The sequence below is a fragment of the Sphingomonas sp. HITSZ_GF genome (assembly GCF_029543155.1).
Taxonomy (GTDB): domain Bacteria; phylum Pseudomonadota; class Alphaproteobacteria; order Sphingomonadales; family Sphingomonadaceae; genus Sphingomonas.
Genome location: NZ_JARQXA010000005.1, coordinates 442,476 through 468,258, shown reverse-complemented (window position 1 = coordinate 468,258; position 25,783 = coordinate 442,476). Strand labels below are relative to the sequence as shown.

General features: G+C 63.7%; 23 protein-coding genes. 15 read left to right on the top strand and 8 right to left on the bottom strand.

Annotated features, from left to right (window positions below; all coding sequences use genetic code 11):
- Positions 1 to 21: 21 nt before the first annotated feature.
- Positions 22 to 420 (bottom strand): DUF2958 domain-containing protein, encoded by a 399-nt coding sequence (locus P6144_RS16525; RefSeq protein ID WP_277768898.1) that lies wholly within the window; start codon positions 418 to 420, stop codon positions 22 to 24.
- Entirely contained in the window at positions 417 to 1,325 is a 909-nt protein-coding gene (locus P6144_RS16520; RefSeq protein ID WP_277768897.1) for a zincin-like metallopeptidase domain-containing protein, read from the bottom strand. The genes P6144_RS16525 and P6144_RS16520 overlap by 4 nt, the downstream gene beginning before the upstream one ends.
- A gap of 731 nt (positions 1,326 to 2,056) precedes the next feature.
- Here P6144_RS16520 and P6144_RS16515 point away from each other — a divergent pair.
- Complete coding sequence (locus P6144_RS16515; protein ID WP_277768896.1) at positions 2,057 to 2,326, top strand: hypothetical protein; 270 nt, start codon at positions 2,057 to 2,059, stop codon at positions 2,324 to 2,326.
- 108 nt (positions 2,327 to 2,434) lie between these two features.
- Here P6144_RS16515 and P6144_RS16510 read toward each other — a convergent pair whose 3' ends face one another.
- On the bottom strand, positions 2,435 to 3,154 hold the full coding sequence (locus P6144_RS16510; RefSeq protein ID WP_277768895.1) for a hypothetical protein: 720 nt from the start codon (positions 3,152 to 3,154) through the stop codon (positions 2,435 to 2,437).
- Between the two features lie 61 nt (positions 3,155 to 3,215).
- Positions 3,216 to 4,664, bottom strand: coding sequence for a thiol-activated cytolysin family protein (locus P6144_RS16505; protein WP_277768894.1), 1,449 nt, complete (start codon positions 4,662 to 4,664; stop codon positions 3,216 to 3,218).
- Between the two features lie 475 nt (positions 4,665 to 5,139).
- Here P6144_RS16505 and P6144_RS16500 point away from each other — a divergent pair, with 475 nt between their 5' ends.
- The 4 genes from P6144_RS16500 to P6144_RS16485 all read left to right on the top strand — a co-directional run bounded on the left by P6144_RS16500 (position 5,140) and on the right by P6144_RS16485 (position 9,331).
- Positions 5,140 to 5,970, top strand: a complete 831-nt coding sequence (locus tag P6144_RS16500; RefSeq protein WP_277768893.1) for a hypothetical protein — start codon at positions 5,140 to 5,142, stop codon at positions 5,968 to 5,970.
- A 265-nt stretch (positions 5,971 to 6,235) separates the two neighbouring features.
- Positions 6,236 to 6,910 carry a hypothetical protein gene (locus P6144_RS16495; RefSeq protein ID WP_277768892.1) on the top strand — a complete coding sequence of 225 codons (675 nt, stop codon included), beginning with the start codon at positions 6,236 to 6,238 and terminating at the stop codon, positions 6,908 to 6,910.
- Positions 6,911 to 7,020: 110 nt separating this feature from the next.
- The gene (locus tag P6144_RS16490; protein ID WP_277768891.1) at positions 7,021 to 8,328 is read left to right on the top strand and encodes a phospholipase D family protein; all 1,308 of its coding nucleotides are present in this window, start codon (positions 7,021 to 7,023) and stop codon (positions 8,326 to 8,328) included.
- 340 nt (positions 8,329 to 8,668) lie between these two features.
- Positions 8,669 to 9,331, top strand: coding sequence for a hypothetical protein (locus P6144_RS16485; protein ID WP_277768890.1), 663 nt, complete (start codon positions 8,669 to 8,671; stop codon positions 9,329 to 9,331).
- On the opposite strand, the gene P6144_RS16480 is transcribed toward P6144_RS16485, so the two are convergent.
- Complete coding sequence (locus tag P6144_RS16480; protein WP_277768889.1) at positions 9,316 to 10,062, bottom strand: hypothetical protein; 747 nt, start codon at positions 10,060 to 10,062, stop codon at positions 9,316 to 9,318. The genes P6144_RS16485 and P6144_RS16480 overlap by 16 nt on opposite strands.
- 98 nt (positions 10,063 to 10,160) lie before the next feature.
- A complete protein-coding gene (locus tag P6144_RS16475; RefSeq protein ID WP_277768888.1) occupies positions 10,161 to 10,676 on the bottom strand; it encodes a DUF2285 domain-containing protein in 516 nt (171 codons plus the stop codon).
- 488 nt (positions 10,677 to 11,164) lie between these two features.
- On the opposite strand from P6144_RS16475, the gene P6144_RS16470 reads away from it, so the two are divergent.
- From P6144_RS16470 to P6144_RS16425, 10 genes are all read left to right on the top strand, one after another.
- A complete protein-coding gene (locus P6144_RS16470; RefSeq protein ID WP_277768887.1) occupies positions 11,165 to 11,908 on the top strand; it encodes a LuxR family transcriptional regulator in 744 nt (247 codons plus the stop codon).
- Positions 11,909 to 11,986: 78 nt separating this feature from the next.
- Positions 11,987 to 12,592 (top strand): acyl-homoserine-lactone synthase, encoded by a 606-nt coding sequence (locus P6144_RS16465; RefSeq protein WP_277768886.1) that lies wholly within the window; start codon positions 11,987 to 11,989, stop codon positions 12,590 to 12,592.
- Positions 12,592 to 13,476 (top strand): phytanoyl-CoA dioxygenase family protein, encoded by an 885-nt coding sequence (locus P6144_RS16460; RefSeq protein WP_277768885.1) that lies wholly within the window; start codon positions 12,592 to 12,594, stop codon positions 13,474 to 13,476. Before P6144_RS16465 ends, P6144_RS16460 begins: the two co-directional genes overlap by 1 nt.
- A gap of 3 nt (positions 13,477 to 13,479) precedes the next feature.
- Positions 13,480 to 14,088 carry a GntR family transcriptional regulator gene (locus P6144_RS16455; protein ID WP_277768884.1) on the top strand — a complete coding sequence of 203 codons (609 nt, stop codon included), beginning with the start codon at positions 13,480 to 13,482 and terminating at the stop codon, positions 14,086 to 14,088.
- A gap of 193 nt (positions 14,089 to 14,281) precedes the next feature.
- The gene (locus P6144_RS16450) at positions 14,282 to 14,767 is read left to right on the top strand and encodes a hypothetical protein (RefSeq protein WP_277768883.1); all 486 of its coding nucleotides are present in this window, start codon (positions 14,282 to 14,284) and stop codon (positions 14,765 to 14,767) included.
- 440 nt (positions 14,768 to 15,207) lie between these two features.
- On the top strand, positions 15,208 to 15,414 hold the full coding sequence (locus P6144_RS16445) for a helix-turn-helix domain-containing protein (RefSeq protein ID WP_277768882.1): 207 nt from the start codon (positions 15,208 to 15,210) through the stop codon (positions 15,412 to 15,414).
- Positions 15,411 to 16,646 (top strand): DNA cytosine methyltransferase, encoded by a 1,236-nt coding sequence (locus P6144_RS16440; protein ID WP_277768881.1) that lies wholly within the window; start codon positions 15,411 to 15,413, stop codon positions 16,644 to 16,646. Before P6144_RS16445 ends, P6144_RS16440 begins: the two co-directional genes overlap by 4 nt.
- Positions 16,647 to 16,741: 95 nt before the next feature.
- Positions 16,742 to 19,711 (top strand): ATP-binding protein, encoded by a 2,970-nt coding sequence (locus tag P6144_RS16435; protein ID WP_277768880.1) that lies wholly within the window; start codon positions 16,742 to 16,744, stop codon positions 19,709 to 19,711.
- The gene (locus P6144_RS16430; protein ID WP_277768879.1) at positions 19,704 to 21,527 is read left to right on the top strand and encodes a response regulator receiver domain; all 1,824 of its coding nucleotides are present in this window, start codon (positions 19,704 to 19,706) and stop codon (positions 21,525 to 21,527) included. The genes P6144_RS16435 and P6144_RS16430 overlap by 8 nt, the downstream gene beginning before the upstream one ends.
- 23 nt (positions 21,528 to 21,550) lie before the next feature.
- Entirely contained in the window at positions 21,551 to 22,318 is a 768-nt protein-coding gene (locus P6144_RS16425; protein ID WP_277768878.1) for an HNH endonuclease, read from the top strand.
- A 493-nt stretch (positions 22,319 to 22,811) separates the two neighbouring features.
- Here the strand turns inward: P6144_RS16425 and P6144_RS16420 are convergent, their stop codons facing one another.
- Both P6144_RS16420 and P6144_RS16415 read right to left on the bottom strand, forming a co-directional pair.
- Positions 22,812 to 24,545 carry a hypothetical protein gene (locus P6144_RS16420; protein ID WP_277768877.1) on the bottom strand — a complete coding sequence of 578 codons (1,734 nt, stop codon included), beginning with the start codon at positions 24,543 to 24,545 and terminating at the stop codon, positions 22,812 to 22,814.
- 279 nt (positions 24,546 to 24,824) lie between these two features.
- Positions 24,825 to 25,748 carry a HEPN domain-containing protein gene (locus tag P6144_RS16415; RefSeq protein WP_277768876.1) on the bottom strand — a complete coding sequence of 308 codons (924 nt, stop codon included), beginning with the start codon at positions 25,746 to 25,748 and terminating at the stop codon, positions 24,825 to 24,827.
- Between the last annotated feature and the right edge of the window lie 35 nt (positions 25,749 to 25,783).

Below are 25,783 nucleotides of genomic sequence, written 5' to 3'. Positions count from 1 at the left end.
CGCCGCACGCCTTTCGCACCGTCACTCGGGCGGCGGAAACCGGTCGGTCAGGTCGCATGCGGTGTCGCTCGCGCGGCGCAGCAGCGCCTCGGCCCAGAGGATCGAGCCTGCCTTGCGTGCCCAGCCCGCCCAGTCGGACAGCGACACATTGGTCGAGAAATGCAGGTCGCGCTCGATCCGCAGCCCGAAGGGCAGGCGCAGCGCCTCGATCTCGGACAGCGAGAACCAGCCCAGTTCCGGGCAGCCGAAACCGAGGTCCGCGAGCCCGAACAGCGCATTGCCGTCCTCGGCCAGCTCGCTCGCCAGCCATGTCGCGGCGGAGAGCGGGTTGAACAGTTTGACCAGCGGGCGCTTGCCGCCCACGTCGCTGCGATATTGCGCGCGGAGCGCGGCGCGAAGCTCGGGGGTCAGGAGCATCACGCCGCCGCCTCCATCGCAGGCGCCTCGGCCTGAAAGGCGAGCAGATAGTCGGCGGCCTTGGTGGCGAGGCTGGCGGCGCGAAAGATCGCGCGATTGTCGGCGCGCAGCACCGCGAGCCAAGCGCCCAGATAGTCGGCATGACGGACGCTCGGCACGATCCCGAGCGCGGCGCAGAGGAACGCCGAGGCAAGCTCGGCAACCAGTTCCTCGCGCGCATAGCCCGCGCTGCCGAACGGATTGGACAGGTCGCGGGCCAGCCGCGAGGCGTGCCCGGTCCAGTGGCCCAGCTCGTGGAGCGCGGTGCGGTAATAATCGATCTGGTGGCGGAAGGCGGGCTGCGGCGGCACCCGGACATAGTCCTCGCCCGGCGCATAATAGGCCTCGGCCCCACCGATCCGGAAGTCGGCTCGGCAAGCCGCGATCAGCGCCTCGGCGACGGGCACGATCTCGCGCGGCGGCAGCGGCGCGGCACGGCTGAGCATCCCCTCGGGCAGGCCGTCACACTGCGCGACGTTGAACACAATGAAGCGCTTGAGGAACGGCACCGCCCGCGCCGCGTCGCCCTCGGCAGCGGCGCGCTCCTTCTCGGCCTCTGGGGTGAACCGGTCGGCATAGACGACGCCGACGCCGTGCTCGCCCTTGCGGACGCACCCACCCGCATCGAGCGCCTGCTTGAAGGTCAGCCAGCCCTGCGAGGCATAGTCGCGCGCGATGGCCTCGCCCCACAGGATCAGGACGTTGATCCCGGAATAGGCGCGGTTCGAGGCGGCGTTGCGCGGCAGGCCCGGCGCGGCGGCGGCGCTGTCCCAAGGCTGCACCCATGGGAAGCGCCCGGCCTCCAGCTCGGCGATGACCCGCGCGGTCACCTCGTCATAGAGCGAGGCGCGAGCCGCACCCCCGTCCACCTCTCCCCGCGCTCGACGCCCGCTTGTCCGGCCCACGACCCATCCTCCTCACAAAAAACCGCACCCGGCCCCGGAAAGCGGGGTGGGCGGCGAGGAAGCCCGAAAAGGACCGCTTGCCAGGGCGGGGCGCACCGCAGGCAGGAACGTCAGTGGAGGACCCGGGCAGCGCCCGGGTTGCGCCCCGCCCGAGCGGGCCTAGAAGGGCGCGACGGCCATCCCGCTGACCGGGACCGGCCAAACTACGCCGGCGCGCGAGCGCGCCGTCTGCATCAACAAGCGCCAGCGATCGTCACCGCCAGGCCGGGACGCAGCGCGGCCCGGCGGCGCGAAGCGCCGTAGAGCGCGGTCGCAAGGCAGCGATCCCGCAAACATCGCACCCTTGCCGACACCGCAGGCGCGGCGGCGTGCGCGCGCAGACATGTGCGCCAGCCGCCGCCGCGCCCCCCGGTCCAAGGCAAGCGTGCCGCGCGGCCCCAACCGAAGCGCGAACCCTGAGGCTGCGCAGCAGCCGCAGTGTGCGCACGATCAAAGCCGCGCCCAAGAATGGACCGCGCCGCGAGGCGCCATCTCAAGAACCGGCACGCACGCCGGACAGCGCCCGGACCACGCAGATCGAAGGCATCGCCGGGGCGATGGCGACAGTCCCTGTCGCGACCTCCGCAACCGTTACGGCCGGTACACGTTCATCCAATCGACCAACCGTCGGTCCGAACGCAAAAAGGGGTTAGTCCATGAGGAAACTGTTTGCCCTCGGCGCTGCCGCAAGCGTCCTCGCGCTTTCGGCCTGCAATAACTCGCCACGCGAGCAGGTCGCCGACAATATCGAGGCAAATGCCGATGCCGCGGCCGATAATCTCGAGGCCGCCGCCGACAACGCATCGACGACCACCGCGAAGGACGCGCTGGACAACCAGGCGGATGCGGTCCGCGCCACCGGCGACAAGAAGGCCGACGACATGCGCACCCATGATGCCGACACCAACCTGGCAAACGGCATCTGACGGTATCGGGCCGCGCTGTTCCCACGCAGGCAGCTCGGCCCGGGGGGCGCTCGCCTTTCGCGGGCGCCCTTTCCCAAGACCGCGCCGGCGGCCCCGAGCGGGCCTCGGTCAATGGCGCTTGCGCGCGGTGGGTTTGGCACGCGACGCGGCCTTCTTGGCCTTCGGCGCCAATGCGACACCGAGGCGACCGGCGAGATTTCGACCGATCGCTGCGATGCTTTCCTCGCCCTGACGCGTCAGGACCGGCGGCGCGGAGAAGCTTCGCGCCGTCAGCATGACGACCACGTGCTTCGAGCCCGCGAGCCGCTTGACCGCCGGCAGCTGGGATTCGTGGATCTGGCCGGCGCGGTCGATGATTTCGCCGATCCCCTCGATCGTTTCCCTGACGAGGCCGGCGAGACCAGGGGTCCCGGCAAAGCCGGTGAACGGCGTCACGAAGCTGGTGAGGACGCCATCGAAACTGTAGGTCTTGTCCGGAATGAAGACATGCGCGTGATAGTCGCTCGCGATCTCGGTTTCGTTGACGCGAATCACCTGCTCGTCCGGCCCGCCATAGGGTGAGGGCACGAATTCCTCGATCTTCGCACCGGCGGCGATCCCGCTCCAGACGAAGCGTTCCCCGTGACCGGCCATTTCGCGCAGCACCGCCTCGAGCGCGTGCGTGCCCCGGCCCTCGAAGACGACGTCTTTGAAAAGAAGGTTGTGACGGCGCAGCACGGTCAGCGACCCGCTTCGCCTGCCTCCCTTCAGCCACCTCGGTCCGAACGCGATCCCGGGAATTGCCGCAGCCCGGTCGGACACGACCCAGCCATACCGTACCTTCGCCATGGAGTATCTCCTCTGTTGATGCCCGGCATGTCGGGCGGTCACCGCATGCGAATCGAAAGGCTCAGCAGGTGCCGGATTGCGGCTGCACGGTCGTCCCGGCGATGCGCAGGCAGGTGCCCGAGCGCTGCCTGGGAATCTCGTTCCAGTAGCCAGCCTGGCGCCAGTCATTGTGGAAGAAATCGAGTTCGCCCAGCACGGTGAGACCTTGCGCATCCGCCGGTACGGAGATGGTGCGCCGCCAGCCCGCGGTCTGGACGCCGCTATGCCAGACTCTGTCCTCGGCCTTCGCGCCATCGACCCGCGGCTGCCGCCATTTGACGATGAACTGGCCCCGGTACCCGCCGTCGTGGCGCAGCTCGATCGCGTAATTGTCGAGGGTCTCGCAACTCGGTACCGCGAAGGGACCGTCGTAGCGGGCATGGGCCAGCTCGCCGGTCAGCAGGTTGACGGTATAGCCGATCGGCAGGCCGGGATTGTCCCGGGCGAGCTGGCTGCCGCTCTCGATGATGTCCTTCACCTGCCGGTCGTTGTCCGGACCCTGGGCGACGACACGCGCCGCGTGTTCGGCGCCGCCGCCGAGCACGATGACGCCGAACCGCGAATTGTTCGCCACGCGCCGCAGGTGCGCGTTGACCTGCCCCTCGGCGCCGGTCCCGCCCGTCGCATAGTCGATCGCCGCTTTCGCATCGGCCTCGCTGACCGAGGCATCGGTCTCCATGCTGACCAGGATGAGCCGGCCATAGGCGACGCTGCTCACATAGCCGGGCAAGCGCGTCGGACCGAAGTCGCTGCGCAGGCGCGCGATGCTGACATCCCTGCGGAAGAAGCCGGCGACGTTGCGCGGGCGATCTACCCCGACGGTATAGAAAACCTGGCGGAAGACGGCGAGATAGGTCGCCCTGGACTGGTCGCTCGACGCCGAGAGCATCGCCGATGCCCGACCCCCGGCCCATTGCGCGCTGAAGCCGAGGCCGGCCGCGGCCTGCTGCGCGTTGTAGGAGCGCGTCCTGCGGTAGCTGACGTTCGCGGGCGCCTGGTAGCCTCGTCCTGCCGGGCCGGAAAGCCAGGCGCTGACGACGCTGTCCACCGCGGCATGGACGGTGCCTGCGCTGGGTTGCTGGACCAGGAACCGCGCCTCGGCGCCGAGGCCGGGCAGCGAGATGTTCAGGGCGAGGGGCGGCCGCGGGTAGCTGGTGACGGTCGGCCGGCCCTGGGCGAGCCGCTGGTCGACGACCAGGATCGCCCCGGGATAGATCCGGTTGGTATCGGCGGACAGGATCGCGAAGGAATCCTCCAGCTGGCTGCCGGTGAGCGCGCGGGCTTCGCAGATCGTCGTCTGCACGTTGGTCTCGTGCCGGGAAGCGGCCGGCACGGCCGGTGCCGCGAGCGAAAGCACCTGGGTGGCATCGCGCGGCAGGCCGAGCAGGAAGGCCTCGACCGGGTCGGTGGCCTGGGCCGCGACGCCGGGGGCCAGGGCGAGAAGCATGGTGGCTGGCAGCATGGCACGCATGTGGCTGTCCTTTCCTCGGTAAGAGCGCGGCGACGGCGCAGCGCGCGCCGGGTTGTCGAAGCCGGCGGCGACGCGCCTGGCGTGGCCGGTGCCAGGAGTTCCCCGGCAGGCAGGTCGCGCCGCCCTGCTGCACGGCGCAGGCTCCGGATCCGGCGCCAGGGCACCCTGTAGCGCGACGCGGTTCCGGTGCGCCGGGCGCAGGCCGCACGACCCCGTGCGCAGTCCGCGAACAGATTCAGCACGTGGGAGCCAGGCGTTCAGCACGGGGTGCTTAAGGCCATGCCAATCATCAAATGCTCTGGCCTGGCCTTCAGGCGGGCAATATTCTTGGTCGACCGGCGCATGCTACGTGCGGAGGACCAATCTGCAACGCAACTTTGGTGGCATATCCTCCCCGGCAGGCAGCGCGACCGGCACCCCGGCGCCGGCACCAGCGCCAGTGCCAGCGCCTCCGCCCCCATATGCGGCGGAATGGATGGAAGAGGCGGCGCGCCTTTTCTCGCATCCGGCGTTCGGCGCGGCGCTGGTCCGGCTCGGCGCGAACCTGCTCGCGATTTCGGAGGCGAACCGGTCCTGCGCCCGCGCGATCGGGCAGCATCGTCGCTACGGCGTCGCGGCGCTGATCCTCTATTTCGACGATCGCTTCCGAAGCGGGCTCGGGCCGGCGCCGACCCGGGCGACGCTGACCAAGCTGGCGGAGCGGGCCGGGCTCGGCACGCGCCGCGGCATCGGGGCGATTCTCGACGTGCTGCTGCATTTCGGCTTCGTCTGCGAGGCGGCCTTGACCGATGCGCGGTCGCGGCGCCTTGTCCCGGCAACGCCGCTGACCGACTATCTCGCCGCCGGGCTCGCCGCCCGGCTCGACGCGGCGGCCCTACTCGGACCCCTGCCGTCTGCTGCGACCCATCCCGAGCGAGTATTGGCGGTCTATCTCGGTCAGCTCGTCGAGCCGCTCCTGGAGGAGAACCGCATGCCGCGTCAGGCCTTTCCGGAGCTGGCGCCCTTCGCCGACCGCGTCGCGGGATATATGCTGCTCTTCCATGTGCTCGCACTTTCGGAGCAGGCGCCACCGGGCGCGCCGGTCGCGATCCGGGTCGCCGATCTCGCGCGCCAGCTCCACGTCTCGCGCATGCAGGTGGCGAAGATCCTGGCGGCGGCGGCGCGTGCGGGACTTTGGACGACCCATTCCGGGCCGGCCATATGCTGGAATGGGGAGGTCCATCAGCGGCTAAGGCTGTTCGCCGCGGTCGAGCTGGCACGCGCAACCTGCGCGGCGCGGACACATGACTTGGCGATGCAAGCATAAACCCACGACACTAACAGTGCGCTTGTCCAGGCAAGCGTGCCGCGCGGCCGCAGGGAGCGGCAAAGGCACGCCCGCCAGACCAGGCACACCTCGGCTCGGGCAAACTCTCGCGGCGCATGTCATCGGCAATGACATCCATTCTCCATCGCAAGAATTGCCGCCATTTCGGACCGAAGTTCCACAGGCCACATGGCCCCCAACAACTATTCATCAATTGAACACGCAACTTCTCTCTGCAACATTGACCCTCGGGGAGAGCATAGTCATGGCACAGACAGGCATGTCCGGTGCGGGGATCGCCGGCTGGGTGGTCGCCGGACTTCTGGGTCTGGTGGCGATCGCGCAATGCTCGCGAAACCCGGTCACTACATCGGCGTCCACCGCCGCACTCGCGGCAGCGCCGGCACCCGCCACGCACAAGGTGTCGGCGCGGTTGCTGAAGTGCCGATCGGTCGCCTCGGCCACCGCGCCGGTTCTCAAGACGCTCGCGCGCAACGATGCGGTACAGATCAACGAGGAGGCCAAGGGCTGGGCGCATGTCGGCGACAGCCCAGGCTGCTGGGTCGCCACCCGGTATCTCGCGGCACTCCCGGCGTCCCCCGCTCCTGCGCCTGCCGCAGTGAAGGCGAGCACCCTGCTGGCCTCCCCAGGCTCGGCCGAAGCGATTTCGACATCCGAGGCCAGCGCGAAGCCGGACCTCACTACCCCAAACCTCTCGCTCCCGAGCACAAGCTCGGCTCGAAAGGCACATCGCGCACGCGAAAGGTCACGCTACAGCGCCAGGTCCCACGGCTGGAGCACGCCCAAGAAGAAGCGCCGCTCCTATGGCGGCGACTATTACGGCAGCGGCTGCCCCTGTTCCGGGCGTCAGGTCTGTATCGGCCCGCGCGGAGGCCGCTATTGCATCACCAGCGGCGGCAACAAGCGCTATGGCGTGTAGGGCATCACCCGCTCCACATGATGTCGCAGCGGGCGACGACAGACTGAACCGAGCCATGGGATTACCGCCGGCGCCGCGCTCGAGCCCAAACGGGTGACAAGGGGGAAATGATGGAATTTGTCGACGCACAGGAGGCGAAACAGCGGGTCCGGGATCTATTGCGCTCATCGGCGAAAGCGGATCTTGTGGTGGCGTTCTGGGGCGATGGGGCGATCGACGAGCTCGGGATCAGGGATCGCTCCCAGCCCCTAAATATCGTCTGCAACCTGGAAACGGGCAGCACCAACCCCTCCGTCATCGCCGAGCTTCAGAAGATCGCCAGGGGGAGAGCAAGGATTACGGTCGCTCAAAATGATCGGCTGCATTCCAAAATCTATCTCTTCGACGACACGGTGATCATCGGATCCTCCAACGCATCCACCAACGGTCTCGCCTTCGAAGGAGGCGAACTGACGCACTGGATGGAAGCGAACGTCGTCTCGAGCGACCCCGAACTATTGAAGGCTACGCGCGAATGGATCGACAAACTGGGACGTCGCGACATTTCGGCGACCGACTTGAAGCGGGCTCGGGCAGCGTGGAAAGCACGGCGTGCCATTGTGCATATGCCTCGTGATGTCAGCACGACGGTCCTCGATGCGATGCGATATGAGCCCGAAACGATCGCCGGACTGCCGATCTTCCTCACTGTGTATGAAGACGAGCTGTCCGACGAAGCGAAGGATCGCGAACAGGCGCTCAAGCGATCCTGGGGGACGGACAGGGTCGGCATTTTCGAAGATTGTGACGAGCTCCCCGCCGTCGGAATCCTCCTAAGCTTCGAAGCGCGGGCGCGCTCCTACAGATGGCAGGGCGCATGGGAGCGAAGGGGAAAGGGCGAAGACCAGATCCTGAAGAAGAATCGCAACTCGGTTCAGCTCGTCTGGAAAGCCGACGACGTTTTCGGCAAAGTCCCTTTTCGTAGCAATGAGATGAAGGCGTGGAGCGAAATCTGCAGAAACGCCATGCAGCTGCCGCAAGCCAGAAGAGACGGCGGCATCTGTATTCGCCTTTCAAAGGTTGCGGCAAAGCTATTGCCAGTGGCGTTGCGATCGGCGTCATTCGAGACCGATGTCTGGCGCAGCATCCATGAACTGGAGGCAGCGCTCCGCCTCGAAGGCAAGAAAGGAGCCACGCTCGGGCGAACGCGACTGAAGATTTCGCGAGTGGGCGAGCAACAGACCGTCGCAGACCTGCTGCGCGGGAAAGCGTCGCGCGGCTTCGGAATGCTCGTCGACCGTGGCCTGCTCGAGCGCACCTTCGAAGCAGTGGCGCTGCGCCATCCGCAGCTCTTCGAGGAGGATCTGCTGAACACCGCAACAACGCGTCTGCAGCGGGCCGAGCGGCCAGGCCCTGCCCCGCCGCTCGCCGTCTCATGACCCGCCATTAGCCGAGCGCCGCACAAATGCCGCCGACGGTTGCAAAGCGTCGAGCGATATCGCCGGGGTCGGGCAAGATGGCCGACAGCGTCTGAGCTGCAGTGAACGAGCCGCGTGAACCAGTGGCGAGACCTGAGGTGTAAAAAAACCTATTGCGCCGCTTGCGAGGTCGCCCTCCCGATCCCACTATGAGGTCTGGAGCTGATTGCCTGGGCTGCAAGCGACCCAAAAGGCGGCATTGAATAGCGACACTCTTCATCGGCGACTTCTTTTCGCCGGCGCGAGGTGGTCACCAAGCGTTTGCGATCACCGGTAAGACGCCGGTCAAAGGAAGTATCGCATGTCTGTCCACAAGGACTGCGCAGACCATCTGCGCGCGCACCACAAGGCGCTCACCGGCGGCAAGCTGTCGTCTGGCCATGCTCATGAACTCGTTGCCGCCTTTTTCGGGTATGGGACCGGCGCTGCGCTCCGAGCGGAGGCCGAGCGACCGCTGGACTTACTGCCCGGGGCAGCGATCATGATCCCCGATTTGGCGCTGCTCGACGCTCGGCGGAGCAATCTTGCCGGTCTGCCGGAGGATCTGATCGGAACCGACGAGATCGCAGACCTGCTGGTCGAGCATCTCTCGTCCGCTGGCCATTTTACGGGTGAGGCCTGGCTGACGAGGGACCTGAAGGATCACATTGGTTCTGACTTCATTCAGGACAATGCCCTCACCATCGAGGACGCTCTGTCCGGTGAAATCGCGTCGACCAATGCATTCTTCGACGAGCTCTATCCAGAAGAGATAAGCGTGGAGCGGTATCACGATCGACTGAGCGCGAGCGTCGCAGGGCATCTCAACGGCGAAAGTGATCAGGATCGCGCATTCCACGGCGATTCCATCGCCTTCGAAACCGAGATTACGTTCGATCTGGTCGCAGGGCGGACCGCCTATGCCAGCCCGAACTTCGAGACTACGGGCGCTGTGGACGATTCCCGATATTACGAAGACGAATGACGATTTCGGGACGGCGGAGCTTTCGGCTTCGTCGTCCCGGCACCTTGCTTTTTAGCCGAAGGACGTACGTCTGCCGTGCCGCTGTCACTCGGAGCAAGGCTTGGGCCTCTCGTATCAAGATGCCGCGGCATGCGCACCTTGGGAGCCGACAAATCGGGTTCCTTGCGAATGTCCGATCCCCACATTGGAGGTTCTTCGAGCATCGCGATGCGCGTGGTCTCCCACTCGCGTTTCAGGATGCGCTGGCAGATGATCAGATAGTCGCCCGCAGCCTCGCCATAGGTCTTACCAACGAGGCGGTCCTGGGCCGCGTCGAGGACTTCATCGAGGGCGACGATCAGCCCGTCATATTCCTTATCCCGGTTGTTCATCCTGAGTAGGATCATCGCCATCGACTCGATGACCTCAGGCTCTTTGGCGCGATCGACAACATATTCCGCGGTAAGCGAAAGAAACCGTGCCATTTCCTCGCGGAGTCCGTTGATCCAAGCCTGTCGGAAATCAGCGTGCTTCAACTGTTGCGTGGCCCGGGTCTGGATAAAACCGTTCCGGCGCGCGACCCATGCGGTAAGGATCACGCCACCGAGCGACAGTAGGGCAGCGACAGCAGCCACAACCGCCGTGACGGTCGCTGCCGTGATCGCGCCATGGGCGGCGGTTTGCGCGGCCTCGATTTGCGCCAGGCGCTGGTTGATCGACGCGGCAACGGCGGTGAAGTCTGGTGTGGACATTGGCGCGGTCTATTCGCTTGCAGACAGTCGCCGCAAGGTCGCCGGCGATCACGGGCACCTCACCGCCGGCGATTAGCTTGAGAGCAGCCTTAGTCAGTTTACCTGCCTAGCAAAGCCCGCCAGCCTCCCGCCGCCATAGCCCGTGCCTCGCCCGCGCGCCGACGGACTCGCGACATCAGGAAGTCGGACCGTCCCCTCCATTCGGAGCGGACCAGGCCCTCGCCGTAGAGCGCAACGGCCATCTCGCGGTACGATGCGCCTGCCGCGATCGCATCGCCGACGCGCAGTGTCTCCAGTCGCCGCGGCAGGCCTGGCTCAGTCGGATAGAGCAATCGCGCGAAGCGGCCGGTGCGCCACAGGCCCAGCATGCGCCGTAGCGTCAGCACCGGCGCATCGACGCGGGTCAGCCCCGATAGCAGATAGTCGAGCCGCGCCGGCCCTTCCTCGACCAGAGTGCCTTCGACCACGTCGATCCGGATGCGGTGCCAGCCATCTGACAGGGCGACATGCTCGCGCCCGCCGCCGCGCACGATCGTCGCCCAGCGCATCAGGCGGGCGAGGTCGATCGCATCGGGATCCGAGGCTGCACTCGGCACCGCGCGGACCTGCAGCACAAACGGGTCCAGATCGGCATGCCATAACAGGCGTGCTTCGGGCGCCGGCCGGCCGGCATCCTCGGCGAAAGCACAGCCCGAAAGCCCGGGCGTCCGCCTCCATCTCGAGATGCGGCGCCGTCCCGACCCCGACGCGCCGCAGCCGCGCGCTGATCGCCGCATAGGCGGGATCGCGGCGCAGCCACTCCCAGGCGAGCCCGGCGCGATCGATTCCCGCCAGCGCGCGGTAGGGCGCGCTGTCCCGCCAATCGGGACGGCCGTCAGGCGGCGGCCCCATCGCCAATCCGGCGAGGCGTTGGGCTTGCAGCCGAGCGACTTAGCGAGGGTTGCTGCCACGCGAATTTGCCCAGCCCCCAGAATCGGATTAAACGCGACGCCTTATCGATCCGACCGCGACGGCGACGGGAAAGCGCCGGGCACGGACAGGGCAGGTGTCGGCCACGGACGCAGCAGCTTGGGGCGCGTCCTTCATCGGTATGGCGTTGCCCATGGTACTCGCGACAGCACAACAATTCGCCACTGCGGCCGAAACCGCGGTAGATATCGCCGAACTCGGTGCCCATGTGGACGCGATCACGCGGGAGATGGGCTTCCGCTATTTCGCCCTGGCGCATCACGTCGATATCGCGCGGACGCCGCAGCCGGCGATACGCATCCACAATTATCCCGCAGAATGGGAAGCGTTCTTCGATGCCGAGGGGCTCGGGCGCTCGGACCCGGTGCACCGGGCCAGCCATCTGCGCAATCTCGGCTTTCCCTGGGCGATGCTGCGCGACCTCATCGAACTGAGCCGGCGCGACGAGGAGATTATCGCACGATCGAGGCGCGCGGGAATCGCCGACGGCTATACGGTGCCCGCGCATATTCCAGGCGAGTCGGAGGGCTCGTGCTCGTTCGCGACCGCCCATGGGCAAAGCTACCGTGTGGAGTGGCTGCCGCTCGCGCAGTTCGTTGGCACCGCGGCGTTCGAGGCGGCGCGGCGCCTGTCGGGCGTGCGCCGGATCGATCTCGACCGGCCGCGGCTCAGCGATCGCCAGCGCGACTGCATCTACTGGGCAGCCAGAGGCAAGTCGGAATGGGAGACGGCGCAGATACTCGGCATCGGCCATGGCACAGCGGTCCAGCATATGAAGGAGGCACGGAAGCGCTACGGCGTCTTCAACAAGACGCAGCTCGCGATCCACGCCCTCTATGACGGAGCGCTTACCTTCACCGATGCGCTGTGGCGTTGAAACTCCCCATTTCTGGGGAATGGCCAGCGCCGGCCACCGGGCACAGCATCGGGCCTCCACGACCAGGGGAGCCCGGCCATGCTGTTCACCCACGACGACGAGAGCGCTGCCAGCGACGCGGTGATGCGCGCGATGTTCGAAGCCAGGAAGCGCGTCTTCGTCGACCTGCTGGGCTGGGATCTGCCGGTCCTCGCCGGCCGCTACGAGATCGACCAGTATGACGACCCCCATGCGCGCTACCTGATCCTCGCCGACACCGACCAGAACCATCTGGCGTCGGCCCGACTGCTGCCCACGACCCGCCCGCACATCCTCGGCGACCTGTTCGCGGGGCTGTGCGACGCACCGCCGCCCAGCGGCCCCAGCACCTGGGAAATCACCCGCTTCTGCCTCGACCGCGGCCTCCGCGCACCCGAGCGCCGGCGCTGGCGCGACGCTCTGGTCACGGCACTCGCCCATTATGCGTTAGAGCACGGGATCACGACCTATACCGGTGTCGCCGAGCAGGGATGGCTGGGCCAGATCCTCCAGTTCGGCTGGCACGCCGAGCCGCTCGGCCGGCCGCGCACGATCGACGGGATGACGCTCGGGGCGCTCCGGATCGAGATCACGCCCGAGACGCCGAAACTGCTCGCGGCCAATGGCATCCATGCCCCGGCCGAGCTCGAGCAGGAGGCAGCGTGATGGCGACGAAGCTCCAGCCCGTCGCACAGGCGGCCACCGATGTGACGCGGCAGCTGCTCGACCAGGGCTATTGCATCCTGCCCAACGCTCTGCCGAGCACGACGATCAAGGCGCTCGATGAGGACCTGACCCAGGCCTTCGCTGAAACCCCGTTCTGCCAGGGCGGCTTCTATGGCGAGCGCACCAAACGCTTCGGGCGGCTGCTCGCCCGAAGTCCCCATGCCGCCGATCTGGTCATGCACCCCGAGATTCTCGGCATCGCCGAGCACGTCCTCGGCCCGTGGTGCGACTGCATCCAGCTCAACCTGACCCAGGCGATCGCGTTGCACCCGGGGGCGCTGCCTCAGCTGCCACACCGCGACCAGGACATGTGGCGGGGACCCGTGGGCACCATCGAATATCTCGTCAACGTGATGTGGGCGTTTACGCCCTATCGCGAGCTGAACGGCACGACGCTGCTCTGGCCCGACAGCCACGGCGCCAGGGCGCTCGAGCCGAACCCCGACACCGCGCCGATCGCGATCGAGCTCGATCCCGGCGACGCGCTCGTCTTCCTCGGATCGACGCTGCACGGCGCGGGCGGCAACCGCAGCTTCACCATCCGCCGCGGCGCAATCATCAGCTACTGCCTGGGCTGGCTCAAGCCATACGAGAACCAGTGGCTCGCCTATCCGCCGGAGACCGCCCGACACTTCCCTCCCGACCTCGCGGCTCTGGTCGGCTACCGCCAGCATCGGCCCAACCTCGGCAACTACGAGGGTCAGTGCCCCTCGATCCTGCTCCACGACGCACCCAACCAAGCAATCGGCGCGGTCGATGCGCTGCGCCCGGACCAGCAGGCGCTGATAGAGGCATATGTCGCCGGCCAGCGGGTCGAAGGATAGGCCATGAGCCCCGGTGCCACTTTCGAACGGGTCTACAACGAGCTCAAGCGCATGCTGGGCGAGGGCGAGCTACCCCCCGGAACCCCGATTGAACCCGCGCTGATCGGCAAGCAGATTGCCTCAAGCATTACGCCCGTTCGCGACGCACTGCACCGTCTCACCGGCGAGCGGCTGGTGGAGGCACCGAACCACAATGGGTTCCGCGTGCCACTCCTCACAGAAGCGGGGCTCCGCAATCTGTATGATTGGAATGGCGTGGTCGTCAGAGCAGCAGCGAAACACGGAACGCTCGGGTTAGGAGAAATTGAGCGCCCTATCTCCGACGCAGATGTTCCCAGATGCACGGCAGCCCTTTTCCGCGACATCGCGGACCGAACAGGGAGCTCCGAGATCATCGTTGCGGTCGGTTCACTCAACGACCGCCTTGCGCCATTCAGGCGGGCCGAAGTCATGGCTCTCGGCTCTGGGATAGGTGAGCTGATAGAGTTGGCGAGTGTCGTTGCCGTGGGCGACCGGACGGCGCTGATGGGTGCGATAACGCGGTATCATCGCCGACGGGTTGCGGCGGTTATTCGAATCGTCGCGCAGGCGACGAATGCTCTGGTCAAATAGCTGGTCGGAGAATGCGCGGGCTGTTCTCGGACGAAGAAGCCAGCCTCGCCCGCAGGCGGCTGAAGCAACCTGGATACGCGCTCGCGACGGGGAAGATGAGACCGATGCCCTCCCCTGATCCGGCGGTCAGGCGGGTAAGAAAAGCGTCGATCGCGTAAGCGTCTTGGCCACCAGCCCGACATACCAGGCATTCATGCGGCTGTCCCAGCTGCGCACCGACGGCATGGCCGGAGGCGCGCTGCCGGCTACGATCGACAGCCACGGTAAGGCGGTCGCGCTCGAACTCTACGACATGGTCCGGCTGAACCGCGTACTGGGTGAAGGCCAGACCCGCGCCGACATCGATGTCGATCTCGTCGCGCTCGCCGGCCACCGCATCGCCTGCCTGCCGGTAGCGTCGGGCGCCGGTCACTACGAGGCGTTTCTCGCTGCTTTTCCCGGTGAGACGCTATCGCGCATTTACGACCGCTACGGTATCGATCCATGCCGGTCGCGCTCAGTTGCCAGCGTGCTGCCCGCGTCGGCGTATGACCGCCGCTCGACCATCCTCGAAACGGGGATCTTTGCGCGTCAGTGGCGTTCTGAGGATCACACGGGACCGTTTGAGCGCGGCACGGCCCTTGCCGGTCACCTCCGGCGACCACGCATGAAAGCTGCCATTGCGATCGCTTGCGGCTAGTAAAAAGGGATCGCGCATAAGCGTCGCGCTTCGGCTTCGGCGCCATCAAGTCGGCTTCTTCGTGCGGATCGGGCAGCTGTATTGCCTCGCCTAGCGTCAAGCTGATCTCCACCGCTCGGAAGACGCGGTGTCGAGCAAAGATTTCAAGATTGATGCCTTCGGAGGCTCCTTAGGTGCCGCCAAATCTCGTCAGCTCTAATCAGAAGCGATGGCAGCGCCGAGTATTCTCGGCCGGGCAGCTTATGTCGATTGATGCTCGTCATGCCTTCCGAGCGAGTTTACGGCCGGTATGACATTTTCTTAGCACGTTGTTGCTAACCTCGCCTCCACATCGCTTAAACCATTGGGATCGGTCTTGTCCCAGTAACCCTTCGAGCACGGGCCCTAGGTGTTGACGATGATCAGGGTTGAATATAGTCAACTGCACTTTGGGGGTGACGATGGCAGAACGCGAGCACTGGCACGTCGCTGATGCAGCGGCCGAAGCGGGAATATCCAAGCCCACCCTGCTGCGATGGATCAAGCAAGGGAAGATTGCCGAAGCCGCCAAGCGCGACCGAAACGGTTGGCGCTTATTCGATCGAGGCGAAGTCGATCAAATCAAAGCGCTGGCTTGCGCGACCGCACCCTCAGGAGACCCCAAATGAGCGCACGATCGAAGAGCGCGGCGGAGCGTAGGGAGCCCTCCTTCCTAGCGGTCGATTTTTTCTGTGGCGCTGGCGGGACGACTCGCGGCCTGATCGACGCCGGAGGTTACGTCCTCGCAGGTGTCGATAAGGATACGCGCTGCAGAGAAACTTACGTCGAAAACAACTCCAACGAGAAGCTCGACTTCACGGCGCCGCGGTTTTTACATCGGGACATATTCCCGCGCAGTGAGGATTATTCCGCGGGCGAACAGAGCGAACTCATGGCTGAGTTGGACGCGCTAATCATGCAATACAAGCAGGAGGTGCCCACGGCGCCGCTGCTCTTCGCCATCTGCGCCCCTTGCCAACCCTTTACGAAATTATCCCGCAAAGAGCTGAGTGCGGCGCGAAAGGCAGGACGGGAGAAGGATAGCAACCTGCTTTCCGAGGCGACGAAGTTCGTCGAACATTTCAAGCCGGAAATGGTCCTGTCTGAGAACGTCCAAGGGATCAAGGATCCCAGGTACGGTGGCGTGTGGCAGGAATTCCGAGAGGCTCTGGAGAGTCTCGGATACGTCACGGGCACGAAGGTCGTGTGCACCTCGGATTTCGGCGTTCCGCAATATCGCAAGCGCTCAATTCTCATCGCGGTACGGAAAGCGCTTGTCCGTCCGGAATTCTTATCAACCGACGGACGTGACGAACTCCATGTGCCTGTCGCCGATCCGGACAATGTTGTGAAAACCGTCCGGTCCGCCATCGGCCATCTACCGCCTCTGGGTGCGGGGTCTATCCATCCCACAATCCCCAATCACAAGACCCGCACGCTGAGTGAGCTGAACTTGAAACGCCTCGCCGCCGCTCGTCCGGGTGTATCAAACATCTATCTCGAGGATACGCCGCACGGCGATCTATCGCTGGCCTGCCATCGCAAGGTAAACAAGAAGCTCCACGTCCGGTGTTTCACGGACGTATATACGCGTATGAGTCCGGACCGTCCGTCGCCGACCATCACCACGAAATGCCATAGCATCTCGAACGGCCGTTTCGGCCATTTCGACGTGGATCAATTGCGAGGCATCTCGCTGCGAGAGGCCGCCATGCTGCAGTCTTTTCCGCCGGACTATATCTTCTACCCCATCGATAAAATCGAGCCCGTCGCCCGGATGATCGGCAACGCGGTGCCGCCCCGGCTTGCCGAATATTTCTCGCGCTATCTTCATTCTGCGATTGGCGCCGCCGATGCATGAGGCGGTCCGCGTGCCCCCTCAGAACCGATCGAGTAGATTGATCGCGCCGAGTGTGGGTCGGAAAGGTTCCGCCGGACCCTATCATGGACTTCTGATTGGGCATTTCGATGCCTGAGGCCTCTGCTTCAGGAGAAGTAGCCGCTCAGCCAGAGTTGGAGACGGTTGCGTTCAAAACGCGCGCGCGCACGATCGATCATCTGGGCCGCGGACAGATCGCCGATGCGCCGACGGCCGTTAGCGAGTTGTGGAAGAACGCATGGGACGCTTATGCGACCCAAGTATCCTTGAACATCTTCGACGGCGACCCGGTGATCGCTGCGGTGTTCGACGACGGCGTGGGAATGTCTGCCTCGGACTTCACCGACCGCTGGCTCGTCGTCGGGACGGAATCGAAAGTAGACGGGCCGCCACCCCCGCCGCCGAAATTTTTCAAGGGTCCGCCTCGCCAGCGTCAGGGCGAGAAGGGCATCGGGCGTCTCTCTGCCGCATTTCTCGCGCCAGCGACACTCGTCCTTTCTCAGCAAGAAAACGGCACGATGTCGGCGGTCCTCGTGGACTGGCGCCTTTTCGAGAACCCCTATCTTTCGCTCGACGACATTACGCTGCCGGTTCGGACCTTTGCCGATCCGTCGACGGTGCTCTCGGGCCTCGCGTCAATGGCTGACGTACTACTCGGCAATCTAAGCATTACCGATGAGGACGGCGCGCAACGCCCCAACCCGGCTTGGGAACGCTTTTCGGAAGAGGAGCGCGATGAGGGCCGCACACCGACCGCCGAGACGTTGCGCAAATTCTGGTTTCGGATGCCGATCGAGCAGCGCCATCTGGATGAATGGCCTGTGATGGCCAAGTTGGACACGCACGGCACCGCTCTGTTCATGCTCGGCGCACACCATGAACTGTCGGTTTGGCTCGGTTCCTCCCATGAGGATGAAGAAGCGGAGCGCGTAAAGGGCAGGCTCAAGGATATTCTGACCGGCTTCACCGACACGCTCGCTGAAAAGCCCGTCCAATTCGAATACGAGGTGCTCGCCTATCGCGGGGAGGTTCCGAGGCGAATTCTGGCTTCGTCCGACATCTTCGATCTAGAGCAGTTTCGTGATCTCGAACATACGGTTGAGGGATCGTTCGACGCTGCGGGTGTCTTTCGCGGAAATATAAAGGCCTTCGGCAAAGATTTGGGCGAGCGCATAATTCCTCCGCCTCGCCCGCTGCCGAGCGCTCCCAGCGAACAGCCCGGCCCGTTCGACTTTTGCATCGGAACGTTCGAGCAGGTCGCGACAAGTTCGTCGCACAATGCTCGGCGCCACAGCGATCTCGCGGCTCAGGTTCAAAAGTACGGCGGTGTGCGCGTCTATCGCGACAGCTTGCGCGTGATGCCTTACGGATCGGCAGACGCGGATTTCTTCTCGCTCGAAGAGACGCGTCAGAAGCATGCCGGGCGCTATTTCTGGGCACATCGGCGCAGTTTCGGACGCCTCGCCTTCACCCGGTCGGCCAATCCGTATCTGCGCGACAAAGCCGGACGTGAAGGACTGGTTGAGAATAGAGCGAGCCGCGAACTCAGAATACTTGTGCAGTCGCTGCTTATCGGGCTAGCGAGGGACTATTTCGGGACGGATGCTCCGGAGCGGAGTGAGCGCATCGCGGAAGCGCAAAGCCGCAACGTCAAAGGCAAAAAGGCGGCGGACGAGGTTCGAAAAAAGCGCAGAGCCGAGTTCAGCGCTTATCTCAAAGATGCCGTCGCGCGAATGCCGATGGTCGCGGCTCGCGCGCAAAGCATCTCCGCTCGGATCGAGGATCTCAGGGAAGACCCCAATCGCGAGGATATTGCGGTGCTGAGGGGCGAAGTTGAGCAGACGCGAGCCGACATCACGGGCCTTACCCCCACTGATGTACCGAGGTCATTGGGCAGCTCGGAAGAGCGATATCGCAGCTTTCGGGACGAGCTCGACGACGCGCGTGAACTTATCCGGATATCGGACGACGTACTACGTGATCTGGAAGCAAAGGATGGCATCGCGTCACCGCGCGAAGTCGCGCGAGCCGTACAGACGCGCCATCGTGATGCTTTGAACAGGCAGCTCGATGGATATCAGCAACAGATTCGAGAGAATATTCGTGCGGCGACGGGGCTCTGGACGGGAGATTTGGCGGAAGACAAGGAGCGGTACGATAAAGCGACGGCACCGTTCCTTCGCAACCTTTCGACCTCTACCAACCTCGTTGATATACTTTCTCTACTCGAATTGAACCGACGCGAGTTGGAAGCGGAATTTGCCGATCGGTACCGGCCACTCATTCGTAACGTCGCCGCGGTCCTGGAAGGCATCGATGCCGAGACCGCGTTGACGGCCGTCGACGAGGATCGCGAAGAACTCGAAAGGCGCGTGCGCGATCTTAGCGCGGTAGCGCAGCTCGGTATCACTGTGGAGATCATCGCGCACGAACTGGAAATGCTCGACAGCGAGGTTACCAGAAATCTGGAGCGCCTGCCCCAGGAGGTCCAGGGTAACCGCGCCTTCAGCCAAGCGCTATCCGCTCATCATGCACTGACCGAAAAGCTGCGCTTCCTTTCGCCGTTGCAGCTAGCTGGCGCTCGAATAAGAGAGCGGATCACCGGCGCCCGCATTGCCGATTATGTGAACGAATTCTTTGGGGAGATATTCCAGGGAGATCACGTGGAGTTCTTCGCTTCCCCGGCATTTCGGGGCATCGAGTTTACTGAACTTCCGTCGCGGATATTCCCGGTCTTCGTGAATCTGGTCAACAATTCTCTCTACTGGGTAGGTAGGCAAGAGTCTCGCCGGATTCACCTCGACTTTGTGGACGAAAAGATTGTGGTTGCCGATAGCGGGCCCGGCGTCGACAAGGACGATATTGGACGCCTGTTCCAGCTCTTCTTCACGCGTCGGAATGCCGGCAGAGGTGTTGGACTGTATCTGGCGAGAGTTAATCTTGAGGCGGGTCGGCACATCATTCGATATGCTACGGATGATGATCCGCACGTTCTCCCGGGCGCGAACTTCATAATTGAGATCAGGGGGGTCTCCAGCAGTGGCTGATGTTGCCGAAATCGATTACGGCGCAGCGATCGAAGCGAGCTTTCGGGATCACGCGATCCGCACTGCGGTGCTCATCGACGATCAGTTTCCGGACTATTTGCAGATCGGGACCGAGGACGCGAGTGCCTTCAAGGAGGCTTCACGAGCCAAGAGCATCTATCAGTTCATTCATCGACGCGGGCTGATCTGTGATGTGCTGAATTGGCGCAACGTTGGTGATGACAGACTCGAGTTGATAGACAAGGTTCGAAAGAGCGACCTGATCGTACTTGATTACAAGCTCGATGGAGACAAGCCCGAGCCCGCACTGCAAATTCTTCGGCGGCTCGCGAATACCGATCACTTTAATATGGTCGTTCTGTATACCGCCGACCAAATCGCACCCGTTGCCGTGGCGGTGGCCGCAGCGATGCGCGGTCTGACGCCGCCCGATCAACGGGCGGTGCTGACTCCCGAAGAAGAAGCGACTGCCAACGATTTTCTCGAAGATCCGATCAATGCTGAAGTCGACGGTTCCGCCTTGCTGTCTTGGTTGGCCACAGGCGACGTACCCAAAGAGTGGCGAAAAGACTTCGTAAAGAGAGTGGGGGAGGCCGGCCTCGCGGGGGGCTTAATGAACAAGCTGCTCGACACCTTACGGCGACGTTGGATCAAGCGGCTTGTCGGCGACTATGTACATGAATCGGACTCGATCCTTCCTATCCGGTCCAGCGCCTATGGAGCGAGCGATCTTTGGGTTCAATGCGGCAGTTGCTTCGTCACGATCGTCAGGAAGGTTCAGGCAAATCAGGACGTCGACGAAGGCCAGCTCATCTGGACGAAGCTCGGCGCTGCTCTTCGCGCGTGGCATCCGAATTTGTACCGCCTTTTGCTCTCGGATATTCAGAACGCCCTCGAACAGGAGTCGATCGCCGACCACACGCGGTGGCTTGCGGATGATCTTTGCGTCGGCCTCGGCCTATATCTCCTGCCAAACGATGCCGCGGCCAACGACACCGCGAGCAACGCCGCTCGGCGAGGCTCCATTGAAGACCTGATCGATCGCTTTCTCGATATGATGCGCCACCGGCTGGCGGTGAACGACAGGCTTGCCGCGGGCGGAGCCGATCTGCTGGGTGAGCGGCTCGCGCAACCGCTGGTTCACCGGCCGGCTGAGAGCGACCGATATGCTCGCGCCCGGCAACTCGCCCATTGGATGGACGAAGCCGAGCCGGATTGGCGCGGGAAAGTGATCACCTCCGTAAATGCCTTCATGGTCTCGGACGAATATCGCGGCTCGCACATCACCACCGGCTCCGTCCTCTTTGATGCGGCAGCGGGTAAATATTGGCTGGCCGTGTCACCCGCTTGCGACCTGATTCCTCGCGGCGAGGACCAGTCGCGTATCGTGCAAGTGATTCAGCTGCATGATGAAAATCTGGTGGGGGATCTTAGTCGGGGTGACCGGATCGTCGTTACGGTAAGGGATGGGTCGAAGGTACTGCGGGTTCTGCACGAGCAAACTCGTCAGCCGGACTTGCGAGCCATCTATCTGCCCAACGGCACCACCACGGCGATCGATGAGCCAACGGGAGAACCGGTGCTTTACGGTGTGTCGGGCGAGAAGGTTCAGCGGTTGATTGTGGAGGCTTCCGCCGTACGCCCCGCCTCGGCGCCGAAGCGCGGGAGGAAGGGTGTAGCCGCAGCGGCACCCGCTGCTTTCGGCCTGACCACCTATCGCGTGGTATCGCAACTTAGAAGCTCATTCGCGCTGCGCCTGCTTCATGTAACCGGGCATCATCTGTCGCGTGTCGGCGTCGACTTCGTGGACGCCTGAGTTCCCCGGACGGAGACTGGTAGATGCAACGGTCGGCGGAGTTGATGACGGTCGGCTGCTTCCTTTCGAGATTCGGCGCGGTCGGCTCCGACGGCAAAAGCGTGCCGCCGCATGAGGCCGCCGCCACAACGTGGGCCGACACCTATCTTTGCTTTTATCGTAGCCTTTCCGGGGGGCGGTCGATCCGACAATTCGGTCACGCTCTCAAAAACACGCGGGACGAGTTCGACGGATTCTTCCCAAACGGCCGAGTCGGTTGGCGTTCGACGGGCGCCGAACGCGAGGCCCGCCCGCTCACTCCGGATATGCAGATCGTCTTCGACCGTTGTTCCGAATTAAGCCGGCCGGATCACTGGGACCTAATCTCGGGATTCCATTCCCTAGCATGGAACCGGATCGATCCCTCCGAACTCGATCTTTCATCCCATGAAGGCGGCGGCGCCGACGAAGAGGATGTCACTTCGCGGACCGAAGGCGGAAGAAAGGTCGTGTTGTCTAGCAGAGTTGAACGGGATCCTCGCCTGAGAGCTCAGGCGATCAGATTGCACGGCGCAAAATGCACGGCGTGCGGATTCGACTTCGAAGCTGCCTACGGTGAATGGGGAGCCGGATTTTGCGAGGTCCATCACCTGTCGCCGCTCGGCAAGGCGGAGAATGCTCGCCTCACGAACCCCCTGTATGACCTGGCTGTGGTCTGCGCGAATTGCCATCGAATGATCCACCGCCGGCGTGGGGTCACCTTGAGCATTGCGGAACTACGCGCAAAACTAGACGCGCGAGGTTTCCAATAACGAGGTCTCGTTCGTTCGCCCGGCTACCGCCAACAGGTCGTCGGCCGATCGAAGCCACCCATCTAGCTTTTCCGCGACCGCAGCCGCCCCGAGCCGACCTTTGCCCAGCAGCGCGCATTGCCAAACCGTCGCGACCCGCCAACCCTGCGCGCGAAGCTGGTCGACCTGGCTAACATCGCGGCGCGCGTTCGCGGATATCTTCTCGGTCCAGAACCCGACATTCGACTGGGGAAGGGCGCCACGGGCGCAATCATGACCGTGCCAGAAACAACCGTGTACGAATATGACGGCTCGCCATCGGCGTAGTACGATGTCGGGCCGACCGACCAACCGGGCGTCGTGAAGGCGATAGCGCAAGCCACGGCTGTGCAACGCGCGACGTAACAGTAACTCGGGCGTGGTATTCCGAACCTTGACGCGGCTCATCACGAGGGATCGCTGTTCCGGCGTTAGCCTATCCCGACGCTCGTCCGGCCGAGCCGCCGGCTTCGAGTCAGGCATGGGGCTCACGGGTTGGATTTAGCATCACCCCCAGATCGGCGACCGGAAATGCAAAGCTTTCGGGCTTGAAGACTCCGCGCTGGTCACGCTCATTGCGGGCGCAGAAGGCCATGACCTGCCTGACGGTGCCCTTTCTCACGTTGCGAAGTGCCTTCCGCAGATTGTCCCAACTCGTCCAGACGGCTCGTCGATCATGATCGGCGTACCCGCTGAAGTGCGCATGATATCGCGCTACCACCATCAGCCTTAGCTGGGGGGGCTCCGGCGTGGAGAATCCGAGTACCCTCGCCAAGGCATCGGTACCGAAATCCTGAGCATAGTCGGAAACCCGGTCGATCCACTTATTGCACTCTTCAATCAGATTTTTCCCGAGGCTCCGGCGAGAACGATTGTCGCCCGAGACCAGTTGCTGCCATTTCAACTGAAAGACGGTCAGCTCGTTCGTTGCAGGCTCATAGACCGCATAGTCGACGTCGGTGACCACCTTGCCGTCGCGTTTCAGCTTGGCGCATTTTGCATTGGTCCGAATTCCGTCGCGGGCGAACTCAAGCTCAAGCTCCTCGAGCCAGCGCTTTTCCCTGCGATTTGCCGCTTCGAACCATTCCGAAGGGTATCGGAAGCGAAGGTCCCGGAGCAGGAACATGAACGGGTTCGCTTCGAGACCGAAGAGCGGCGCGATCAACCATTCGGCATTGGTTTCGATCAGCGGTGCCCAACACCCTTCCTCGTGACCGAGATGCAGGTCCGCGTTCTTCCCGGTGAGCGTCATACTTTCAAGCGCTTGCTCTATGACTTCGTGAGGCAGGTCGGTTATGAGGTGTACGTGTTCGATGAGCGTCCGCTTTTCCACCAGAGTTGTCAGCAACGTGCGTAAGTCGGCATCGGGATAGCGGATGCGCAACGCGGATACGTCTGCCAGGTGCCTATGGCCCCGAGCCGCAAGTGCCGTCAGGACCGCGACGTAGGCACTATAGGCAAGGCCGCCGAACGTGTCCTCGTCACCAATCAGATCGCGACCTCGCGTGCCGGTGAAGTAATACTCGGCTACGCTTTGGAACAACGCGTCCAACTTGAGCGACGCGAGCGAGACCGGCATGTTCCCCTCGACAAGATCACAGCTCCGCTCAATCTCGCGCGCGACCGTCTTGAAGCGTTTGGCCAGTTCATTCGCCAGCGGGCGCCCGGCTCTCATCCTGTCCCCGCTCGCCCATGCCAGCCCCGCACTGCCAAGATGTTCGTCGTACAACGAAGGGTCCGCACTATGCAGTGTTAGTACGGGTTCGCCGTCATGCTCGCGAAATGTCGCCCCAAGGAGTCCTTCTCGCAGCCATTGAAGCAGGCGCTCGCCGGTTTGAAGCGAGCCGCAATCGAACAGACATCGATCTACCTTCGCCTGCACGGTGGGGTGGGAAGGAACCCATCGCGGAACTGCCGCGATCGGCGTGGACGGCAATACGAGCCACAATGCGCGATTACAGCCCGTCCTCATAAGCGTGCGCTCTATCCGGCCCACCGGGTCACGATTGCGTGCCATAAAAAGAGGCGCGCAAAACAACATATCGAGTCCGCGCACAATCTCCAGCGTAGTGACGTCCGAACGTTGCTCCCACGCTTCCGTCCTGGCGCTCAAAGCCTCCAGCGCGCCACGCAAAACCGCGATATCGTCGGCTACTTGCGGACTGCTAGCCTTGGGGCTTGGTGTTTGATCGGAGGGTGCTCGCTGCATGTCGTCAACAGCCTTCTATGTCGCACCAAGCTATAGCAAAACGCTTTGTGGGCACGAAATTTCGAGGCGCCGCAGAAGAGGACATCGCAATTTACGCTTTGACCATTGCGTGGTCAGGTCGATCAGCTCATCGACGAACGGTGGTGTGGGGGGGGGAACGGCCGCACCCAATAAGCTACGCTACGCGGCACGCGCAGAGCGGCTGTTTCTTGGGACCGAGTGTACGCGAGCGGAACGACGGCGACTAGGGCGCGAAGCTGATGTTAGCGGCAGCACGATTTATGCAGCTGCGGATCGTCCAAGCGCTGCGATGTGCTCATCGCAGATGACCTGCACGGTATGGCCAAGCTCTTCCACGCGCGCACCGAGCCAAGCCAGCTCCTCTTCGCTGATGCGATAGTGCTTCGAGTAACGCGCTTTCACATAGGCTTCCTTGAGCTTCTCGAAACGCCCGCGGCTGGCGCGTGTATCACGCGGCCAAGCCTCGATAAGGCGCGGATCAATCCGTTCGGCCTGCGTGCGGAGGAAGCCAAGATTGTGAACGTGCGGCGTGTAGAACGTGCATACGAGCAGAACACAGTGATAAAGTCGCTCGACAGTTTGATGGAGGTCGAACGCGGCGTCCTTCAAATTCCCGTGTTCAATATGGAATTTGGCGCCGTCGAAGCGCTTGTTTGCCGCCGGAAACCACTCCGCGAAATACTCCTTCGCCATCGCCAGCGCTTGCTGCGGCGTCTTCGGCTTGGGCTCGTGCAGCTCGGTGCCGTCGCTTTCGTACAGCGCGATCCCATCGCGAACAACATCCATGAAGAAGTAGCGGCCATGCGCCAGCCCGTCGTTCACCTCATGCAACGTGTGCACGATGAAGTTGACCGGCGTGCGTAGCGTCTTGGTAACGGCCAGTTCGCGATTGAGCCGATCCTCGGCCGTGGACCAGAAGGCGGCGCGGTCGGTCAGCTTCTCGTGATTGACGACGATCAGCAGGTCGAAGTCGGATTGATAACCCTTGGCGGTATGCGGTTCGTCGACCCAGCCGCCGCGCGCATAGCTGCCGTAGAGGATGACCTTGAGGATACGCGCCTGGCGCTTCCAGTCGACCGTGGCGGTCGCGGTCGCGTCGCGGAACTCCTCGAACAGGATCTGCACCACGCGTTCGAGCTCGCGCTGCTTGGCGGCTGGCAGATGATCGAGATCGGTACGCATGCGCGGAATCCTAGAGTGCCGGGGCGGCGATGCAA